This window comes from Shewanella sp. YLB-07 (assembly GCF_009377275.1).
On record NZ_VOQB01000009.1, the window covers coordinates 95,270 to 114,728 of the forward strand.

At 46.0% G+C, this 19,459-nt stretch carries 14 protein-coding genes; 5 read left to right on the top strand and 9 right to left on the bottom strand.

Features of this window, described 5'->3' with window-relative positions; translation table 11 throughout:
* Positions 1 to 627 precede the first annotated feature (627 nt).
* The 5 genes from FS373_RS19305 to FS373_RS19325 all read right to left on the bottom strand — a co-directional run bounded on the left by FS373_RS19305 (position 628) and on the right by FS373_RS19325 (position 7,880).
* On the bottom strand, positions 628 to 1,701 hold the full coding sequence (locus FS373_RS19305) for a porin (RefSeq protein WP_144046300.1): 1,074 nt from the start codon (positions 1,699 to 1,701) through the stop codon (positions 628 to 630).
* A 125-nt stretch (positions 1,702 to 1,826) separates the two neighbouring features.
* The gene (gene gcvP / locus FS373_RS19310; protein ID WP_407695641.1) at positions 1,827 to 4,709 is read right to left on the bottom strand and encodes an aminomethyl-transferring glycine dehydrogenase; all 2,883 of its coding nucleotides are present in this window, start codon (positions 4,707 to 4,709) and stop codon (positions 1,827 to 1,829) included.
* Positions 4,710 to 4,725: 16 nt separating this feature from the next.
* On the bottom strand, positions 4,726 to 5,112 hold the full coding sequence (gene gcvH / locus FS373_RS19315) for a glycine cleavage system protein GcvH (protein WP_152830377.1): 387 nt from the start codon (positions 5,110 to 5,112) through the stop codon (positions 4,726 to 4,728).
* Positions 5,113 to 5,200: 88 nt separating this feature from the next.
* On the bottom strand, positions 5,201 to 6,496 hold the full coding sequence (glyA, locus tag FS373_RS19320) for a serine hydroxymethyltransferase (RefSeq protein WP_144046299.1): 1,296 nt from the start codon (positions 6,494 to 6,496) through the stop codon (positions 5,201 to 5,203).
* Between the two features lie 16 nt (positions 6,497 to 6,512).
* Entirely contained in the window at positions 6,513 to 7,880 is a 1,368-nt protein-coding gene (locus FS373_RS19325; protein WP_144046298.1) for an L-serine ammonia-lyase, read from the bottom strand.
* Positions 7,881 to 8,179: 299 nt separating this feature from the next.
* Between FS373_RS19325 and FS373_RS19330 the strand changes: the two genes are divergently transcribed.
* The 4 genes from FS373_RS19330 to FS373_RS19345 all read left to right on the top strand — a co-directional run bounded on the left by FS373_RS19330 (position 8,180) and on the right by FS373_RS19345 (position 13,348).
* Positions 8,180 to 8,809 (top strand): helix-turn-helix domain-containing protein, encoded by a 630-nt coding sequence (locus FS373_RS19330; protein ID WP_152830378.1) that lies wholly within the window; start codon positions 8,180 to 8,182, stop codon positions 8,807 to 8,809.
* Positions 8,810 to 9,409: 600 nt separating this feature from the next.
* Positions 9,410 to 10,798, top strand: a complete 1,389-nt coding sequence (locus FS373_RS19335; protein WP_322619534.1) for a sodium:alanine symporter family protein — start codon at positions 9,410 to 9,412, stop codon at positions 10,796 to 10,798.
* 78 nt (positions 10,799 to 10,876) lie between these two features.
* On the top strand, positions 10,877 to 12,004 hold the full coding sequence (gcvT, locus tag FS373_RS19340; protein ID WP_144046297.1) for a glycine cleavage system aminomethyltransferase GcvT: 1,128 nt from the start codon (positions 10,877 to 10,879) through the stop codon (positions 12,002 to 12,004).
* A 90-nt stretch (positions 12,005 to 12,094) separates the two neighbouring features.
* Positions 12,095 to 13,348 (top strand): D-amino acid dehydrogenase, encoded by a 1,254-nt coding sequence (locus FS373_RS19345; RefSeq protein WP_152830379.1) that lies wholly within the window; start codon positions 12,095 to 12,097, stop codon positions 13,346 to 13,348.
* A gap of 151 nt (positions 13,349 to 13,499) precedes the next feature.
* Here the strand turns inward: FS373_RS19345 and FS373_RS19350 are convergent, their stop codons facing one another.
* The 4 genes from FS373_RS19350 to FS373_RS19365 form a co-directional block, all read right to left on the bottom strand.
* Positions 13,500 to 14,867 (bottom strand): TrkH family potassium uptake protein, encoded by a 1,368-nt coding sequence (locus FS373_RS19350; RefSeq protein WP_152830380.1) that lies wholly within the window; start codon positions 14,865 to 14,867, stop codon positions 13,500 to 13,502.
* Positions 14,864 to 15,526: a potassium channel family protein gene (locus tag FS373_RS19355; protein WP_144046296.1), complete on the bottom strand. Its 663-nt coding sequence runs from the start codon at positions 15,524 to 15,526 to the stop codon at positions 14,864 to 14,866. The genes FS373_RS19350 and FS373_RS19355 overlap by 4 nt, the downstream gene beginning before the upstream one ends.
* 1,090 nt (positions 15,527 to 16,616) lie before the next feature.
* Positions 16,617 to 17,081 (bottom strand): GNAT family N-acetyltransferase, encoded by a 465-nt coding sequence (locus FS373_RS19360; protein WP_152830381.1) that lies wholly within the window; start codon positions 17,079 to 17,081, stop codon positions 16,617 to 16,619.
* Positions 17,082 to 17,170: 89 nt separating this feature from the next.
* On the bottom strand, positions 17,171 to 17,488 hold the full coding sequence (locus tag FS373_RS19365; protein ID WP_144046294.1) for a heavy metal-binding domain-containing protein: 318 nt from the start codon (positions 17,486 to 17,488) through the stop codon (positions 17,171 to 17,173).
* Between the two features lie 601 nt (positions 17,489 to 18,089).
* Between FS373_RS19365 and FS373_RS19370 the strand changes: the two genes are divergently transcribed.
* A complete protein-coding gene (locus tag FS373_RS19370) occupies positions 18,090 to 19,403 on the top strand; it encodes a hypothetical protein (RefSeq protein ID WP_144046293.1) in 1,314 nt (437 codons plus the stop codon).
* Positions 19,404 to 19,459: the final 56 nt, after the last annotated feature.

The following is a 19,459-nucleotide window of genomic DNA, read 5'->3' on the forward strand; positions in this document are numbered from 1 at the left end:
GCTCAACTGTTTATCAGATTTAAGATAGGTTTTTCTATTAATTGATGCCATATCCCCTCAAAATATTGACCACAAAAACGTTCGGCACTTACATGGAGAATTATTACTATAAAAAGCATTAAGTTAATTAGTCAACATCAGTAAAATAATAATTGGACATTATATTATGGGGATTAGTGTTTCAGTCAGTTATCAGGATGTAAATAATAAGAAGTCAACTATTTATATATTACTCAAAAAAGGGTCTTAAAATAGATGGATATAACCAAGTGATTATCTCCCTTCGCAGTTCAACATGCACATTGCCAGTCTTAAGAAGAGCGATTCGTTGTGAGTAAGCTATCTTGTCTTGAGCGCAGTTAAGGGCAGATGATTAGTGTTATAAATTCATTCGTTAAGCGAGAGGTTTGCTTTATCACAAAAATGAAGTTAATCCGATTAAAGGGGAGTATTAATACATTGATTGAGATAAACCCTATTTTCACACGTATTATCAGTGCCCCTAGTAGATGTTAAACCCGTTTCAGATCAAAAATGAAAAACGAAACTTGAGCCTAATGGCAGCAAGTTCCGCTTTTACAAATAAGCCTGATGACTTATCTTAAGTTTTTCATCGTTAAGCGCTTATCAGAACTTATAGTCAAAATCGTAACGCATACCCACCATGATGGAATCATCGGCGTCTCTGTGTTCGAAATCCGTCTTCTGGTATTCCAGAAACAAACGGAAATCCGCAGTTCCCTGCCACTCTAATGTGGTGTTATAAGCCTTATAATTACCGGAACTGATATCATCGATACCGTCATCAAAATTTGATGCCCCTAACTTGAGCTTATAGATCTCTGTGATGGCGTAAGCGCCGACCAAGTCAAATGTTGAACCACTGACATTATCCACTTCCCTGTCCTGATAGGCCGCAGCCAGATACAAGTCATCAAAGTGCTTAGACACAGAAACACCGTAGGCCGTCTCCTCTTTACCGTCATCTAAGTCTTTACTGTAATAAGCTACGGCTGCGCGAAGCAAGTCACTGTTATAGGCGAGACCCGTGTTGAAAAAATCACTGGCATTGGCATCCTTGTCACCATCAAACTGAGAGTCTACCGAGAAACTAAAGTCACCTAAGTCTTTACGATAGGTCACTAAGTTATTGACCCGAAACGGACTGGCGCTGTCATAGGCCAGTGGCGTTGCGGCGCGGTTGAAGATATCCACGGGATCGGCAATGAAGCGATATTGCGTCGATGACTGCTTACCTATGGCGACGCGGCCAAAACCACCCTTTATTCCCACATAGGCCTTACGTGCCTCACCAAAATCACCATTAGCTTCTATGTTGACCTTGAACTCTCCCTTAGCAAAACCTGTCAGTCCATAGCCCAGTTCCTGCTCTGCCGCGATACCTATCCGGGACAGGGCATCACCCACATCCCAAACATCATCGGAGCCCGACATGGTGACCCCGAAGGTTGGTCGTAAAGAACCATAAAAGTTGATGCTATTAGATAAGCTTTGAGTCTGCTCACTGGCCTTGTCATCAGCCTTGTCTTGATCCTCCAGTGTGGCTAACCGCAGGCGGATCTGATTAAGCTCTGTCTGTAACGCTTCTCTACTCACATCTTCATCATTAGCCTGAAGCCCAAAAGTAGGCAAAGCAATGATCAAAGGAAGTAATACTGTTTTTGATTTTATATTTCTCATTTCTCTTTCCTTAGTACGAGATAAATGCAATGACAGACAACTCAACTTGGCATTACGACGGCAAAGCGCTCTCTGTGAGACTGTATGTAACAGCCTCACAGAGAGTTTAAAAAGGTTGAATAAGCTTAACTATCCCGGTAACTGTCTATGCTGGGGCAACTGCAGATCAAGTTGCGATCGCCATAGACGTTATCTATACGATTGGTACTGGGCCAGAACTTATCCTTGTGGGCATTAAGCCCCGGAAAACACGCCAGCTGCCGCGAATACGGATGATCCCACTGAGCCTCACTGAGATCCCCCATGGTATGCGGAGCATTCACCAGAGGATTATCACTCAGGCTCCACTCACCGCTTTCCACCTTGGCAATTTCAGTCCGGATGCTCACCATGGCATGGACAAACTTATCCAGTTCATCCAATGATTCACTCTCGGTCGGCTCTATCATCAGGGTGCCGGCCACCGGGAACGACATGGTAGGTGCATGAAAACCAAAATCCATCAGGCGCTTAGCCACATCTTCCTCACTGATCCCTGAGCTCTCCTTAAGAGGACGTAGATCTATGATGCACTCATGAGCTACGCGTCCCTCATCCCCCAGATACAGGACAGGATAATGTGGTCGTAGTTTCTCCATCAGATAGTTGGCATTGAGGATCGCAAGCTCCGTCGCCCGGGTCAGACCCGATGCGCCCATCAAGGCGATATAAGCCCAGGAGATAGGCAGAATCGAGGCACTGCCCAGAGGCGTCGCCGACACGGCTCCCTTAGTATTATGAATACCGTGGCCAGGCAAGAAAGGCGCTAGATGAGATTTAACCCCAATCGGTCCCATACCCGGACCGCCACCGCCATGTGGGATACAGAAAGTCTTGTGTAGATTCAGGTGGGACACATCTGAGCCAATAAAGCCTGGCGAGGTCAGTCCTACCTGAGCATTCATGTTGGCGCCGTCAAGATACACCTGACCGCCCGCCTGATGTACCCGCTCGCAAATCTCGCGAATGCCAGCCTCGTAGACACCGTGAGTCGACGGATAGGTGATCATGATGCAAGAGAGTCGCGCTTCATGCATGTCGATCTTAGCCGCCAGATCGTCAATATCCACGTTACCCTTATCATCACAATTAACGATCACTACCTTCATGGACACCATGGCCGCGCTCGCTGGATTGGTGCCATGAGCCGAGCTGGGAATGAGGCAGATGTTTCTGTGGCTGTCACCACGGCTAGCGTGATACCTCTGAATCGCGATAAGGCCCGCGTATTCTCCCTGGGCACCAGAATTAGGCTGCAAAGAGAAGGCATCGTAGCCAGTGACGACTTTGAGCATCTCACTAAATGATTCTGCTATCTCCTGATACCCAAGACTTTGATCTTGAGGCACGAAGGGATGCAGCTTACCCAGCTCAGGCCAAGTGACAGGGATCATCTGCGCCGTGGCATTGAGTTTCATGGTACATGAACCCAATGGGATCATGCCGTGTGTCAGTGAGAAATCTTTATTCTCAAGGGACTTGAGATATCTCAGCATCTTAGTCTCGCTGTGATAGCGATTGAACACCTCGTGAGTCAGATACTCAGACTCACGGATGCAGTTGGCCGGGATGGCGGCAAATTCGTTGGCAGACACCCTGGCATCGATATCGGTTAAACTCTGAGTCTCACCGGTTATTGCTAGCCACAGAGCCTCGACATCTTCAGCCTTAGTCGTCTCATCGAGACTTATTCCCAAAGCATCCGGTAGTAGACGTAGATTCAAGCCAGCCTCGAGGGCGCGCTCATAGATGGCTTGAGTCTGCTCACCCGTCTTAAGTGTCAGGGTATCGAAGAAATGTTCATGAGCCAGCTCAATACCCACACCCTCGAGTCCGGCGGCTAAGATGGCAGTCAGATGATGTACCCGGCGACCTATCTTCTTGAGTCCCACCGGGCCATGGTACACGGCATAAAAAGCAGCCATATTGGCGAGTAGCGCCTGTGCGGTACAGATATTAGAGGTGGCTTTCTCACGACGAATATGTTGCTCACGTGTCTGCATCGCCATGCGCAGCGCGGGTTTCCCCTTACTGTCGATGGACACACCGATCACCCTGCCGGGTATGGTGCGCTTGTACTTCTCTTTCGTCGCCATGAAAGCGGCATGTGGACCACCGAACCCCATCGGCACACCGAAACGTTGGGCACTGCCGATCACCAGATCCGCGCCCATCTCGCCGGGAGACTTGAGTACAGTGAGGGCCAGCAGATCGCTCGCCACCGCCACTAAGGCTTTCTTACTTTGCACCTGAGATATCAGCTGCTGCAGATCTTGTACCTGGCCCGTAGAGCCTGGGTATTGCAGCAAGGCACCGAAAACATCGAGCTCTGCAACCTCAGCCGCCGGAGCCACCTTGATATCGAAGCCAAAATACTCGGCGCGGGTCTTAATCACGTCCAATGTCTGTGGATGCACATCGTCGGCAACGAAAAACAGGTTACTCTTGCTCTTTCCCGCGCGTTTACATAAAGACATGGCTTCGGCAGCCGCCGTCGCCTCATCGAGCAGGGAAGCATTCGCCAGCTCCATGCCAGTCAGATCCATGATCATCTGCTGATAATTAAGTAAGGCCTCGAGTCGGCCCTGGGCAATTTCTGGCTGATATGGGGTGTACGCCGTATACCAACCGGGATTTTCCATCACATTGCGCAAGATGACATTAGGCACATGGGTATCGTAATAGCCTTGACCTATGTAGCTGCGATTGATGATGTTCTTACTGGCAATACTCTTGAGTCTCGCCAACATATCGGCTTCACTCATGGGGCCAGCCAGGGCCATCTCCCCCGGAAGACGAATGTTTTCGGGTACGGTCTGCTCGATAAGCGCCGCTATCGACTCGACGCCGATAGCGTCTAGCATCACAGCTTGATCTTGTTCACCCGGGCCATTATGGCGAGCAATAAACTCATCATCAGTTGCCAATTTCGTGAGTAAACTTAGGGTTTTCATGTCATCTCTAGCCATCTTGTTTGCCTCCTATTTAATCTTCGAGGCCAGCGAGATAACTCTCGTAGCTCATGAGGTTATCCAGCTCTGATGGATCAGACAGCTTTATCTTAGCTATCCATCCCTCATCAAATGGTGAGTCGTTCACCGTCTCAGGGCTGTCATCCAGGACTTCATTGACCGCAATTATCTCACCCGATACTGGCGCATACACATCTGATGCGGCCTTTACCGATTCGATCAAAGAGAAATTCTCCCCGGCAGTAGTGACATCCCCCTCTTCGGGTAACTCCACGAAGACCACATCGCCTAACAGCTCCTGCGCACGCTTTGAGATCCCAACTAACACAGTTCCATCACCATTGTCTTTTACCCACTCATGGGTACCGGCAAATTTATAGTTATTTTCAATTGCGTTCATTGTTGTTATTCCTAGCTTAAATTTACTTTTTATTCAACGATTAATAATATATTTTACATCTTGTTAACTCAGACTTCATTCGCCAGAGTTATCGATACAAGGGGTATTTCTCGCAAAGTGCCTGCACTTGTTTCAGTACCATTAACTCCACCTCACTATTGTCATCTGGGTTACTGGCTAAACCGTCCAGAACATCGCCTATCCAGTGACCAACCTGAATAAAGTCCTCACGGGAAAAGCCTCGAGTAGTGCCTGCTGGCGTGCCCAGGCGTATTCCCGATGTGACCATAGGCTTCTCGGTATCGAAAGGAATGCCATTCTTATTACAAGTGATACCCGCACGTTCAAGACTCTCCTCCGCCCGGTTACCCTTGAGCCCTTTAGGTCTGAGATCCACTAACATGAGGTGAGTATCTGTGCCTTCGGTGACAATATCGCAGCCTCTGGATTGCAGGGTCTCGGCCATGGCCTTAGCATTTTCTAGCACCCGAGCGATGTAGCGCTTAAATTCAGGTTCTAGCGCCTCGCCCAGCGCCACGGCCTTGGCCGCGATGACATGCATCAAGGGACCACCTTGTAGACCGGGGAACACAGCCGAGTTAATCTTCTTGGCAATATCTTGGTTGTTAGTGAGGATCATGCCACCGCGGGGACCCCTTAATGTTTTATGGGTCGTCGTGGTGACAATGTGCGCATGGGGGATTGGATTCTGATGATGACCCGTAGCCACCAAACCGGCGATATGGGCCATATCTACCATAAGATAAGCCCCCACTTCATCGGCAATGGCCCTGAAACGAGCGAAATCCAGTTCACGGGGAATAGCAGAGCCACCAGCGATAATCATCGCTGGCTTATGCTCTCTGGCCAGGGCTTCGACTTGCTCGAAATCCACCAAACAATCTTCCTGTTTCACCCCATATTGAATGGCATTGAACCACTTGCCAGATTGCGCCGGGCGAGCGCCATGGGTCAGGTGACCACCGGCATCCAGAGACATGCCCAATATCGTATCTCCAGGCTGCAGCAATGCCTGAAAAACCGCGCCGTTTGCCTGAGCACCTGAATGGGGTTGCACATTGACAAATTCCGCACCAAATAAGGCCTTGGCCCTGTCGATGGCCAATTGCTCGACAATGTCAACAAACTCACAGCCACCATAATAGCGGCGCCCCGGATAACCTTCGGCGTACTTATTGGTTAACGAGGTGCCCTGCGCTTCCATTACCGCCTTAGACACTATGTTCTCCGAGGCGATCAATTCAATCTGCTGCTCCTGACGCTGAGATTCCAGTTCAATTGCGCTCTGGATTTCTCCATCCGTGGCAGCAAGACCTGCGCCGAAAAAATGCTCGAGTTCGTGTGAGGTGTACTGGCTTTTCATTATTAAGTTCCTTTAATTAGCAAGCGATAACATTGATGGCCAGGCCACCTTGGGAAGTTTCTTTGTATTTGGACATCATATCCAGACCCGTTTGGTGCATGGTCTTGATGACATCATCCAGATGTACGAGATGTGTGCCGTCACTGAGTAACGCGAGTCGACTGGCATTAATGGCTTTTACCGCGCCCATGGTATTGCGCTCGATGCAGGGAACCTGTACCAGGCCATCTATGGGATCGCAGGTCAGCCCCAGATTATGCTCCATACCTATCTCGGCGGCATTTTCCACTTGTTCAGGAGTCCCGCCCAGCGCTGCGGTCAAACCTGCCGCGGCCATGGAGCAAGCCACACCTATTTCTCCCTGACAGCCCACTTCGGCGGCCGAGATAGAGGCGTTTTGTTTATATAAAAGGCCAACGGCACCTGCCGTGGCCAGGAAGGTCACAATATCTTGGTCTTTATCTGACTTAAACTTGATAAACCAGGCGAGTACGGCGGGAATCACCCCGGCGGCGCCATTGGTGGGCGCGGTGACCACACGGCCACCGGCGGCATTTTCTTCATTGACGGCCATGGCATAGAGGTTTACCCAGTCTAAGGTGTCGATACCACCTGGCTGACTACAGCCCTCCTCATCTAGTGCCAGCAGCCTTTGATGCAAATTTTTCGCACGTCGTTTAAGCTTTATGCTGCCGGGTAAGACACCGTCTTGCGCTAAGCCCCGCTCAATGCAGCCGGACATCACCCGCCACAGAGAGAGTAATTTATATTCTGACTCAGTTTCGCCTAAGGCTGCCTCATTAGCCAAGGTTATCTCGGCGATAGAGAGTCCGCTTTGACCACAATGCTGTAACAATTCACGAGCACTGGAATAAGGATAAGCTAAGCTTGAGCTTATCGTCTGTTGTGGGTCATCTTCCCCAACCACAGCGCCGCCCCCGACAGAGAAGTAGGTTCGGCTCAGCACGAGTCCCCCCTCTGCATTCAGTGCTTTTATTGTCATGGCGTTGGGATGTTCTGGTAGTGAGGTGTGGTAATGAAAGATGAGGTCTTCTTCCGATGAGAAATAGATCCAACGTTTACCCGACAAAGGCAGCTCACCGGTATCTTTAACCAAGGCCAACAGACCGGGAATATTATCTGCATCGAGGCACCCGGGCGATTCAGCCATCAAACCCAATACACAGGCATTATCTGTAGCATGACCTTTTCCTGTGAGTGCCAGAGAGCCAAATAACTCGACTCGCACTTTATCTACTTCTTGCAACAAATCTTGAGTCACCAGTTCTTTCGCGAAACGATTCGCGGCGACCATAGGGCCTACCGTGTGAGAACTCGATGGTCCTATGCCAACCTTAAATAAATCGAAAATACTGTGAGCCATAACTAGGGGTCTCCTGAGGATGAATGTCTTGATCCCGATCACATTTACAACATATCAGGCTTGTTTTTCATTAACAACAAAAAAGTTTCCTATTGGAAACTTTTTATCGGTAGTGAATAATTATGCAGTCTAGAACAGATGAGATAAATCCCCTGTAAAACCTGATACAGAGGAATAAGTGAGCGATTTACACAGAAGAACCAGAGCTGATAAACGTGAATATCCCTCATCTCGGTTCATGAAGCGCCGGGAATATGCAACAATGAGTCAATTCAAGATAATATAAGTCGATTTATCCCATGATTGAGAACGGTGTTACCGATGTTTATCCCTCTATCGCCCTAACAAGAAGTGAAGGTGGCGAGAGTAAAGTAGGTTCCGTAAACATAGGTGAGCAGCTCAAGGCCATCAGAACCAAAAACAAACTCACCCTGGAAGAGGCCAGCAAACTCACAGGATTAGCCAAGTCCACTCTATCTAAAATTGAGAATGAGCAAATATCACCGACCTTTATGGTGATGCAGAAGTTGGCGGCCGGGCTGGAGATTGACCTGCCTCAGCTGTTCACTAAACCTAAAACGGTGCTGGCAACCGGACGCAGAGACATCACAAAGGCGGGAGAGGGAAAACAACAGCTCACTCCGACCTATGAGCATGAACTACTCTCCACTCAACTGAGTAACAAGAAGATGCTGCCCTACAGGACCTGTATTCACTCTCGTTCATTCGACGAATACAAGGATTGGGTGCGCCACGAAGGCGAAGAATTTCTCTATGTGCTAGAGGGACAGGTGCAGTTGCTCACGGAATTTTATGAGCCAGCGACCTTATCCGTGGGTGACTCGGCTTACTACGATGCCACCATGGGTCATGCCGTAATATCACTCAGCGAAAAAGATGCACACATTCTGTGGATCACCTCTGCTTAATCCATGTGAATCTCGCGACATGACTTAACGCCCCTTGCCAAGGATCCGGCTCGGGCCAGGCGGTCCTACACATCCCGACAAACAGAAGCCTCAGCGACACTCCATAACTCATCAGCCAGCTTTCCCGAAACTCAGTCTATAATTCCCTAGTGTTTACGCTTTAGTCGCTAAACTTAATGCCTTCCTTACTTTAGTGAACACGTTTCTTACTTGCCTGTTTGTTCCCCATATACCAAATACCGCTTCCATTTATTCCTAAACCCTCTATTTCCACGTATCCCTATCCCTTTAGGAATAAACAATCACTTTTTTTGGAAAATAATTTCAAAATTGAATTAAGTTTAATTTAAGAAACACAAAAAAAATTTGATTGATTTATAGCTTATTGCTCAGCAAGTTAGAGCAACAATACATGTTGAACTGCTAAATTAACGAAAATTAAACCTTGAATGTTTTCTCTAAATTGACTAATTTTTTTCCTATTGGAAATTTATCCTAACAAAATGCTAACGTTTCCGATGATTGACGCAGTAATAAAAAAACCAAATAGAAGCAGCTTGGATGCTTACTAAAAAATTATAAAAAAATGAAGAGGTTATCGTGGAATCTATTACAAGTGCACTATCTTACATCAATGGAATTGTCTGGGGAATTCCCATGTTGGCCGTTATTCTCGGCGTGGGTTTATTTCTGACAGTCGGCCTCAAGATGATGCCGATCCTGAAACTCGGCAGCGGATTTAAACTGCTCTGGAGTGGACGGATCCCCAGCAAAGACAAAAACATCAAGGGAGAAATCAGCCCGTTCAACGCCCTAATGACTTCACTGTCAGCCACCATAGGCACAGGTAATATCGCTGGTGTCGCCACGGCCATCTTCCTCGGCGGCCCCGGCGCCCTTTTCTGGATGTGGTGTACCGCATTGGTGGGTATGGCGACTAAGTTTGCCGAAGCCGTACTGGCGGTTAAATACCGTGAAGTGGACGCAAATGGCAACTTCAGCGGCGGCCCCATGTATTACATCAAGAACGGCCTCTCCAGCAAGTGGGCCTGGCTAGGCACTGCATTCGCATTATTTGGCGCCATCGCAGGTTTTGGCATAGGCAATACGGTACAAGCAAACTCGGTAGCTAACGCCTTAGATGTCAACTTCGGCATTGATCCCTGGATCACAGGCCTGATCATGATGGTATTGGTTGGCTTAGTACTCATGGGGGGGATCAAACGTATCGCCGATGTCGCAGGTAAGCTGGTCCCCTTGATGGCTACCTTCTACATAGTCGCAGGTATCATAGTGCTCGCCATCAATGCATCTGAACTACCAGCAGCCTTAACGCTGATCTATACCAGTGCATTTACAGGTACGGCGGCCGAAGGTGGATTCGCCGGTGCAGCGGTATGGGCAGCGATCCGATTCGGTGTGGCCCGTGGCGTATTCTCCAACGAAGCAGGTTTAGGTAGTGCCCCCATAGCCCACGCGGCAGCGAAGACAAACGACCCTGTCGCTCAGGGTCTGGTTGCCATGCTAGGTACCTTCATCGACACTTTAGTCGTGTGTACTATTACGGGCCTCGCCATCGTCGTATCCGGCGAATGGACCAGTGGCCAAACTGGTGCGGCGCTCACTTCGGCCGCCTTCTCCAGCGCCATACCTTACGGCAACTTTATTGTCGCCATTGCCCTGTCCGTCTTCGCCTTCACCACCATCTTAGGTTGGAGTGTATATAGCGAAAAATGTGTGCAATACCTGCTCGGCCCTAAAGCTGTGATGCCATTTCGTGTCCTGTGGATCATCGTCGTGCCAGTTGGCGCCGTAGGATCATTAGAGTTCATCTGGTTATTGGCCGACACACTTAACGCCATGATGGCCATTCCCAACCTGATCGCCTTAGTACTGCTTAGCCCAGTGGTGTTCAAGTTGAGTAAAGAGTATTTCCAAGCTAAGAGCCGCATTGATGAAGACGATAACAGTGCAAAAGAACCAGGTTAAGGCTAGTCACGCCGCAAATTTTATTTCATCACCTATATAAAGATAAGCCCCGTTCGCGGGGCTTCTTTGGAGCCAAAAATGACACAAGAAGTACAAGACTTATTAAAAACCCCATGTTTCGATCTACATGTGGAAGCGGGAGCCAGAATGGTGCCCTTTGCAGGCTATGAGATGCCGGTTCAATACCCATTGGGAGTCAAGAAGGAGCATCTGCACACCCGGGCCTCTGCAGGCCTCTTCGATGTGTCCCATATGGGACAATTGCGTCTTCATGGCCCCAACGCTGCTAAGGCACTTGAGGCTCTGGTACCTGTGGACATATTGGATCTTCCCCAAGGTAAGCAAAGATACGCCCTGTTCACCAATGATGAAGGTGGCCTTCAGGACGACCTCATGGTGAGTAATTTTGGCGATCATCTGTTCCTTGTGGTCAATGCCGCGTGCAAAAACCAAGACATCGCACATCTGCGCCAGCACCTACCAGATGATGTAGAGATAGAAATCCTCGAAGACCGGGCACTGCTAGCCTTACAGGGGCCACTCGCAGCACAAGTGCTGGCACGGCACATTCCCTACACCGCCGACATGGTCTTCATGGATTCCAGAGTACTCAAGTTCGATGGCGTCGATTGCATCATTGGCCGGGCTGGCTATACCGGAGAAGATGGCTTCGAAATCTCTATCCCAGCCGAGCATGCCGACAGGCTGACACGTCTACTCCTCAGTGAGGCTGAAGTCGAGTGGATTGGACTGGGCGCACGTGACTCTTTGAGGCTCGAGTCTGGCCTGTGTCTGTATGGACACGATATCGATACCAGCACCACACCGGTTGAAGCCAGCCTGCTTTGGGCCATCAGCAAGGCCCGCCGCGCAGACGGAATTCGACCGGGCGGTTTCCCCGGTGCTGAGATAGTATTGGAGCAGATAGCCACCAAAGCTGTGAGCCGCAAGCGCGTAGGTATGATTGGACTAGGTAAGGCCCCCGTGCGCGAAGGCGCTGTCCTGTACAATGAGCAAGATCAGGAAATAGGCATTATCACCAGCGGCACCGCCGGACCAAGCTTCGGGTCTCCCATCGCCATGGGCTATGTAGCCAAGGAGTTTGCCAGCTTAGACACCTTAGTGTTTGCCGAAGTTCGTGGTAAGAAGATGCCGATGAAGATAGCCAAAATGCCATTCGTTGAGCAGAGATACTATCGAGGATAAATGCTACAGAGGCATAGATAAATCCTGTACACTCGACTCAGTTATTTGAGTCGAGCCCTCTGAATGTAGCGAGTTTCATTAAGGAATGTTATGCAGGTTATTGTACTCGGTGGTGGCGTCATAGGCTTAACATCTGCCTGGTATCTGGCTCAAGCCGGACATGAAGTCACAGTTATCGACCGTCAATTAAACAGCGGTGAAGAAACCAGCTTCGCCAATGCGGGCCAGATCTCCTACGGTTACTCCTCCCCCTGGGCCGCACCAGGTGTTCCTATTAAGGCACTGAAGTGGCTTATTCAGAAACACGCTCCCTTAAAAATAAAGCCCGGCATGTCACCAGACCTTTATCTGTGGGCAAGTAAAATGCTGGCAAATTGCAACCAAACCAGCTATCAGCTCAATAAATCACGCATGTTACGTGTGGCCAATTACAGCCGGGACTGCTTAATCGAGTTACGGCAACACCATGCCATCGACTACGAAGGTCGCCAGCAAGGTACCTTACAGGTGTTTCGCAGTCATGCCCAGATAGACGCCGTCGCTAAAGACATCAAGCTACTGCAGGAGAGCGGCACCCGGTATCAGGAGCTGGATGTTCAGGCCTGCATTCAAGCAGAGCCCGCATTAGCGCATGTCAAAGAGAAACTCGTCGGCGGTTTACGCCTACCCGACGACGAAACCGGAGACTGTTACCTGTTTTGCCAACAGCTGGTGACCTTGGCTAAACAGGCCGGAATCAGCTTTAAATTCGGCGTCGAAATCTCAGGGCTCAAGCGCACCGATGGCAAGATAAGTTCGGTATCTACCAGTGCCGGCGAGCTAAAAGCCGATGCCTATGTGGTCGCCTTGGGCAGTTACTCCGCCGGCCTACTCGCCCCGTTAGGTTTGTCTGTACCTGTCTACCCGGTAAAAGGCTACTCGCTGACACTCCCCATCACTGATGAGAAACTCGCGCCAATATCCACAGTGATGGATGAGACCTATAAGGTCGCCATCACACGTTTTAATCAACGAATTCGCGTGGCAGGAACCGCCGAACTCTCAGGCTATAATCTTGACTTGAGTGAGCAACGCAAAGAAACCATAGCCATGGTGGTTAATGATCTGTTCCCCGGAGGCGGTGATATAGGCAAGGCCGAATTCTGGACCGGACTTAGACCCATGACACCAGATGGCACCCCTATCATAGGTAAAACACCTATCCCTAACCTGTTTACCAATACCGGACACGGTACTTTGGGCTGGACCATGGCCTGTGGCTCAGGAAAATTGCTAGCCGATCGAGTCAGTGGCAGAACGCCTGATATCGATCCCCAAGGCTTAGATATCTTCCGCTACTCATGACCAGCTTAAGGTTCTGTTCTGTTTATTCTTAATAAAAGAATTGAATAGAAAAACATGTAAACAGTAAGTACAAGAAAGAGTAAAACGGACACGAGTGTGCTCGTGTCCGTTTTTTATACCTATTGATAATAATTCCTATCGCTATCAAACATCATCCGGCGAATACGTTATCTTCCGGATATTTCAGCAAGGTAGGATTGGGTCTTGCCAGCATGTAGGCCAGTGTCAATGGGCCAATACGACCTATGACCATCACCACTATCATGATGTACTTGCCAGGTTCCGATAAGTTACCCGTTAAGCCCGCTGTCAACCCCACGGTGGAAAATGCCGAAATAGTCTCGAACATGATCTGTTCGAAAGGTGCATTTTCAGTGAGCATAAGGCTGAACATGGCCAGTGACAATATGATGCCGCTGACCACTATGATGGCCAGACATTTAGTCACCGTTTTCGATGGCACGGTACGTTTAAAAATGGATACATGAGGGCGCTGTCTTAGGAAAGACCAAGTTGCCACAGCCACAACCACAAATGTAGATACCTTAATCCCTCCCCCCGTCGATGTGGAGCCCGCGCCAATCAACATAAGGATGATCATGATAAAAAAAGCGCCCTGGCTGAACAATGCGATATCCACACTGTTAAAACCTGCGGTTCGCGCCGTGACGGATTGAAAGAAGGCCACCAACCATTGTTGCCCCAGATTGTATTGCCCTAATGTATTCGGATTATTATGCTCCAGTAGCCAGAACATCAAGGTACCGAACAAGATCAGACATGGTGTGGCAAGCAGCATGATCTTAGTGTGCAACTGAAAATGGCGAAAACCACTTGCACCATTGCGCCTGAGATCTGAGATAACCGTAAAGCCCAAACCTCCAAAGATGATCAGACTAGCAATGGTGAAAGTGATCAAGGGATCTGTGGCGTAGGAACTCAAGCTATTTGAAAACAGTGAAAAACCGGCATTATTGAATGCCGATATCGCATGAAAAAGAGCGGTAAACATGCCAGTCTGCCAGCCCATTTCCGGCACCCAACGTATGGCCAGAAAGATAAAACCTAACAATTCGGCAATCAGTGAAAAGACGACGATGTGCTTCACTAATCGTCTTATATTAATAGACTTATCCTGGCCAAGCGCCTCCTTAGTTAATGCTTGTTGGCGCAAGCTCAGACGCTGACCAAACATATAAAGCAATACTGCAGAGAGTGTCATCTGGCCTAAGCCACCTATCTGCATCAAGAACATCAATAATATTTTACCACTCGCTCTGAAGTGTGTGCCGGTATCGACCACACCTAATCCGGTCACACTGATCGCCGACGTCGCCGTAAACAATGCATCGGTAAAGCTTAGCCCGGTGACAGAGAATACCGGCAGGGTCAGTAATACCGCGGAAGGAAATAAAATAGCAAAAAAACTGCACAAGATGATCTTAGGCTCAGACCATTTTACACCGGATTTTTCAGCTTTGATTGGAAAGAAAGTATTCCTGTGAGCGATAAACTTCATAGTCGTCTTAACACTTCTATTAATTTATCCTTCTGCCCGGTCACGATCAACATGTCATGTTTATCAAAAGTGGCCTCGGGTGACGGGTACTTATCGACTTCTACGCCTCTTTTCAATGCCAATAAATTGATATCACTACGCTTAGAGCAAGGATGATCCATAAGTTTACTGCCTAAATACTTATCAGAGACAGCAACCTCAGCTAAAGCAATGTCGCAGCCTAAATCGATGAACTCAAAAATATGCTGATCTAGCATGTGATGGGCAATTCTGACTCCCATATCACGCTCAGGCTGAATGACTTTATCCGCCCCTATCTTGTCCAAAATCTTCGCATGAAACTTATCTTTGGCTTTTACCCAAACCGTTTTCACTCCAGCCTCTTTTAACACGAGTGTGGTTAATATACTGGCGTTGACGTCCTCACCTATCGCTACCATGGCGAGATCGTAATCATCGAGTTTCAACTCAGAAATAGTGTCTTCATCTGAGCAATCTGCAACTATGGCTTCAGTCGCAAATTCGGCCGCCTTGCGTACATTTTTTTCATCTATGTCTATAGCGAGTACCTGTGCCCCCTCTTGACTCAGCTCATGACAAAGAGCCATACCAAATCGACCTAAACCAATGATAACAATATATTTATTTTCAGGAGCCATATGTATTCTCTGAGTGTTTTTGCCAAAAAATGGCGTACATTAATTTAAACTAATAAGCCTATAACTTAATTATCGAGAAGGATATTGCTCCCTATATTTCCATTTGTCTAGCCAAACAAACTGGCAAATAACTAAGATTCATCCAATGCCTGTGGCTAATTCAGTGATGGTGAGGATTTGTTCATTACTGATACAAAAAGCACTGTAAAAATCACATAAACTTCTATCAGATCCAAACGTCTACTCCCATACCGACGAAGTACAGGTTCTCTTGAAATGAAAAAGGTTGAGGTGTAATAGGTAAGGATAAAGCAAAAGGGAGAGGCTTAGAAACTGCTACCTATATCATCTCACTTTGACCATGTTTGATTAAACACAGTTTCAGCTAGCAGAGAGTCACAGTAAAAATATAAAAATAAATAAACTCTCTGAGTAATGTGTTTTTTATCGGAGCATTAACCCAATGGGCATAAAAATAGGCTTGGATTATTTGAATATAGATTGTAGGCTAGTTCATACTCCCCACTCTCACTCATTGAAGTACGAATAAAAGTCAAAGCATCACACTATTCGATAAGGTCAATCCGATATTTCCTAAAGGCTTTTACTGTAAACTTTTGATTCATTTCATGTTCAAAACCCTCAATAAACTAATCTTTATTTGGGGCATGAGCCTTGGTTAATAAATCGGCACAATAATACTCACGTCTAATTTAATCGATAACACATTGAACTAAATATTATTGCCCTTTATCTGTCTGAGAAAAGTTTTCCCTAATAAAAAATTTCATTCCTTCTCCTCCCTGAGATGCTCAACAATATTACTGAAGTAATTAACTAAAAATTCAAATCGTCATCCGATATAATTTAAAGTCAATTGACTTAGACTATTCTCTTCTTGAACAAACTGCCATTGAAAGTAGACTTATTAATAAAATACTTAAAATAAATATTGTTTATTTTAAGTATTATGTATTACCAGCAGAGTTAATAAATATCCATATCGTTAGATTTACGGTTAACAAAGTACGCTTGCTTTACAGCGGTTCACTACCACCTAGACCTAGTAAATCCTTAATTTAGAAGATGATTAACTAACCTTCTCCATCAGGTAATTGGTTAACTTTTCTCCGCGAACATTGACCTTTTGTTCTGCCACGATTTGAAAACCAAATGATTCGAAGAATGGTTTAGCAGTCATACTCACATGCGCATATAGTTTACTCAAACCTCTGCTGGTGGATTCATCAAAAATATACTGCATAAGTGCTGAGCCAACTCCTTTCCCTTGATATTCATGATTACAATAAAAATGGTCAATCAAACCATCACTTTGTAAGTCTGAATATCCAGCCACCTTACCATCGACTATAGCTAAAAAGGGGTTGTTTTTTGTCAATACAGAACACCAATCAGAACGTTTTATCTCTTTTGATGCCCACGCTTCAACTTGAGATTTGGAATAATCTTTGATATTGACGAAATGAATGGTGTTATAAAATAGCTCCCACAGCTCATGACAATCTTCTTCCTGATAATCTCTAATGCGTAACATAGACTTCCTATTGCGAGTTAGCGCTTAGATACAGGCACCAACTCATTTTTGTCTCAGACTCAGTTGCTGGAACGAACACCGTTTACCTGTTAGCCTCTTAATTTGACCGCTGTGCCAAATACCATTATTTCAGACGAGCCATCCATGATTGAGCTGGTAGTAAAGCGAATACCTATTACAGCGTCCGCACCTTTTTCATGAGCGCTTGCAGCTAAGCGTTGAATAGCAACATCTCTGGCGTCTGTCAGCATTTCCGTATATCCACGGATCTCACCGCCCACGATACTTTTTAAACCTGCCATAATGTCACGTCCAATATGTTTCGATTGAACAACATTGCCTGTAACGATACCGACTATTTCAGTAATGTCTTTACCGGGAATCGTTTCAGTGGTTGAGTAGATCATTTAACTTCCTTGAAAATAAAACACCGTTATGAAGGTGCGTGTAATTAACTATTGATACCATAGTCTTTGGTTATATTGCTATTACTGAAGATAGTAATGTCATTTCTATTTACCCAAATAAAGAGCAAAAACTTTAATCAATAGCATATCATATCTCATACTCAACACTTCAAAAAACAGTTAATGCGGCGGTTTATTCTACATTTAGTTTTTGTAAATAACAGTAATCTATTACTGCTAATCGTTCAGTAATATTGACTATAGCATAGAGACTCAAACGCAAGCTCGCCAGTGTATTAATGCTCGATATTTCCAAAGAGTTTCCCTAGCACGTTTATCTGATCAAACCAGTAAAACTGCACATCTGAACGTATTGTTATCGCAACATTGTAGATACATTAAAAACAGTGACGCATCACCTAAATAGGTGTTAAAAATTGCACTGGGCTCATTCTATGATCCCTTATTTACTTAATATGGAAATTCAATCTATAAACAGTTCACTTGTGACTGTGTAGTGTCCATAAAAATAAAAACTGAATCATGAATTATTGGTTAAATAACCATCGAAAGACCTCTTGTATACGTAAGGATATTAATAATGAATAAATTTATGCAATTTTTGTCGAAGACAAAATTCCATTTGTACTTAATAGCAGTACTCAACACTGTCTCTTTTCAAGCCATGAGCACTAACTACACCAATGAAGATATAAACGATGAGTTAGGGGCTGAATTATCTTTTTCCGAAGTACATGCCGAACTGGATAATAGCAATATATCCATGTCATTTAGCAATGATTATAGTTCATTACCTGATTTTTTTGTTAGGGTGGAAGTCAATGATAATTATCAAATGTCTTGTGAAAAGCAAAGGTGTTTTTACTCTAGGGCAAGTGTTAATAACAATGAAAAAACAGTCCATAGAAAAACAAATATACCTCTATCCTTTGGTGATAAAGTTACATTTACGATGAGAACCGGCGGCAAGAATGGTAAAATTGTAGATAAAAAAGAAGTAATAGTTACTCCTTATTTTTCTAAGGTTGAAGCACGATTAGAAAACAATACCATTTCCATGTCATTTAGCGATACTTACAGTTCGTTCTCTGATTTTTTTGTGAGAGTGGAAGTGAATGGCAATTATCAAATGTCTTGTGAGCAGCAAACATGCTATTACTCTTGGCCAAGTGTTAAAAACAATGAGAAAGAAGTCCATAGAGTAACCAGTGAACCGCTGTCTTTTGGTGATAGAGTCACATTTACGATGAGAACTGGTGGCTCAAATGGTAAAATTGTAGATAGAAAAGAAGTGGTAGTTAACCCATATTTTTCTGAGGTTGAAGCACAATTAGAAAACAATACCATTTCCATGTCTTTTAGCGATACTTACAGTTCGTTCTCAGGCTTTTTTGTTAGAGCGGAGGTTAACGGCAATTATCAAATGTCTTGTGAACAGCAAACATGCTATTACTCTTGGCCAAGTATTAATAACAATGAAAAAGAAGTCCACAGAGTTACCAGCGAACCACTATCCTTCGGTGACAAAGTCACATTTACGATGAGAACTGGTGGCTCAAATGGTGAAATTGTAGATAAAAAAGAAGTCATAGTTAACCCTCATTTTTCTGAGGTAAAAGCGCTATTAAAAACCAATACTATCTCCATGTCATTTAGCGATACTTACAGTTCGTTCGCTGATTTTTTTGTTAGAGTGGAAGTGAATGGCAATTATCAAATGTCTTGTGACCAGCACACATGCTATTACTCTAGATCAAGTGTTACTAACAATGAAAAAGAAGTCCACAGAGTTACCAGCGAACCGCTATCCATCGGTGATAAAGTCACATTTATGATGAGGAGTGGTGACCGAAATGGTGAAATGATTGCGATTAAAGAAGTGGTAGTGAATTAAGCTGAACTAGATAGACTAAAACTCATCATCTAACGAAGGTGGGTTTTAGTCCACAG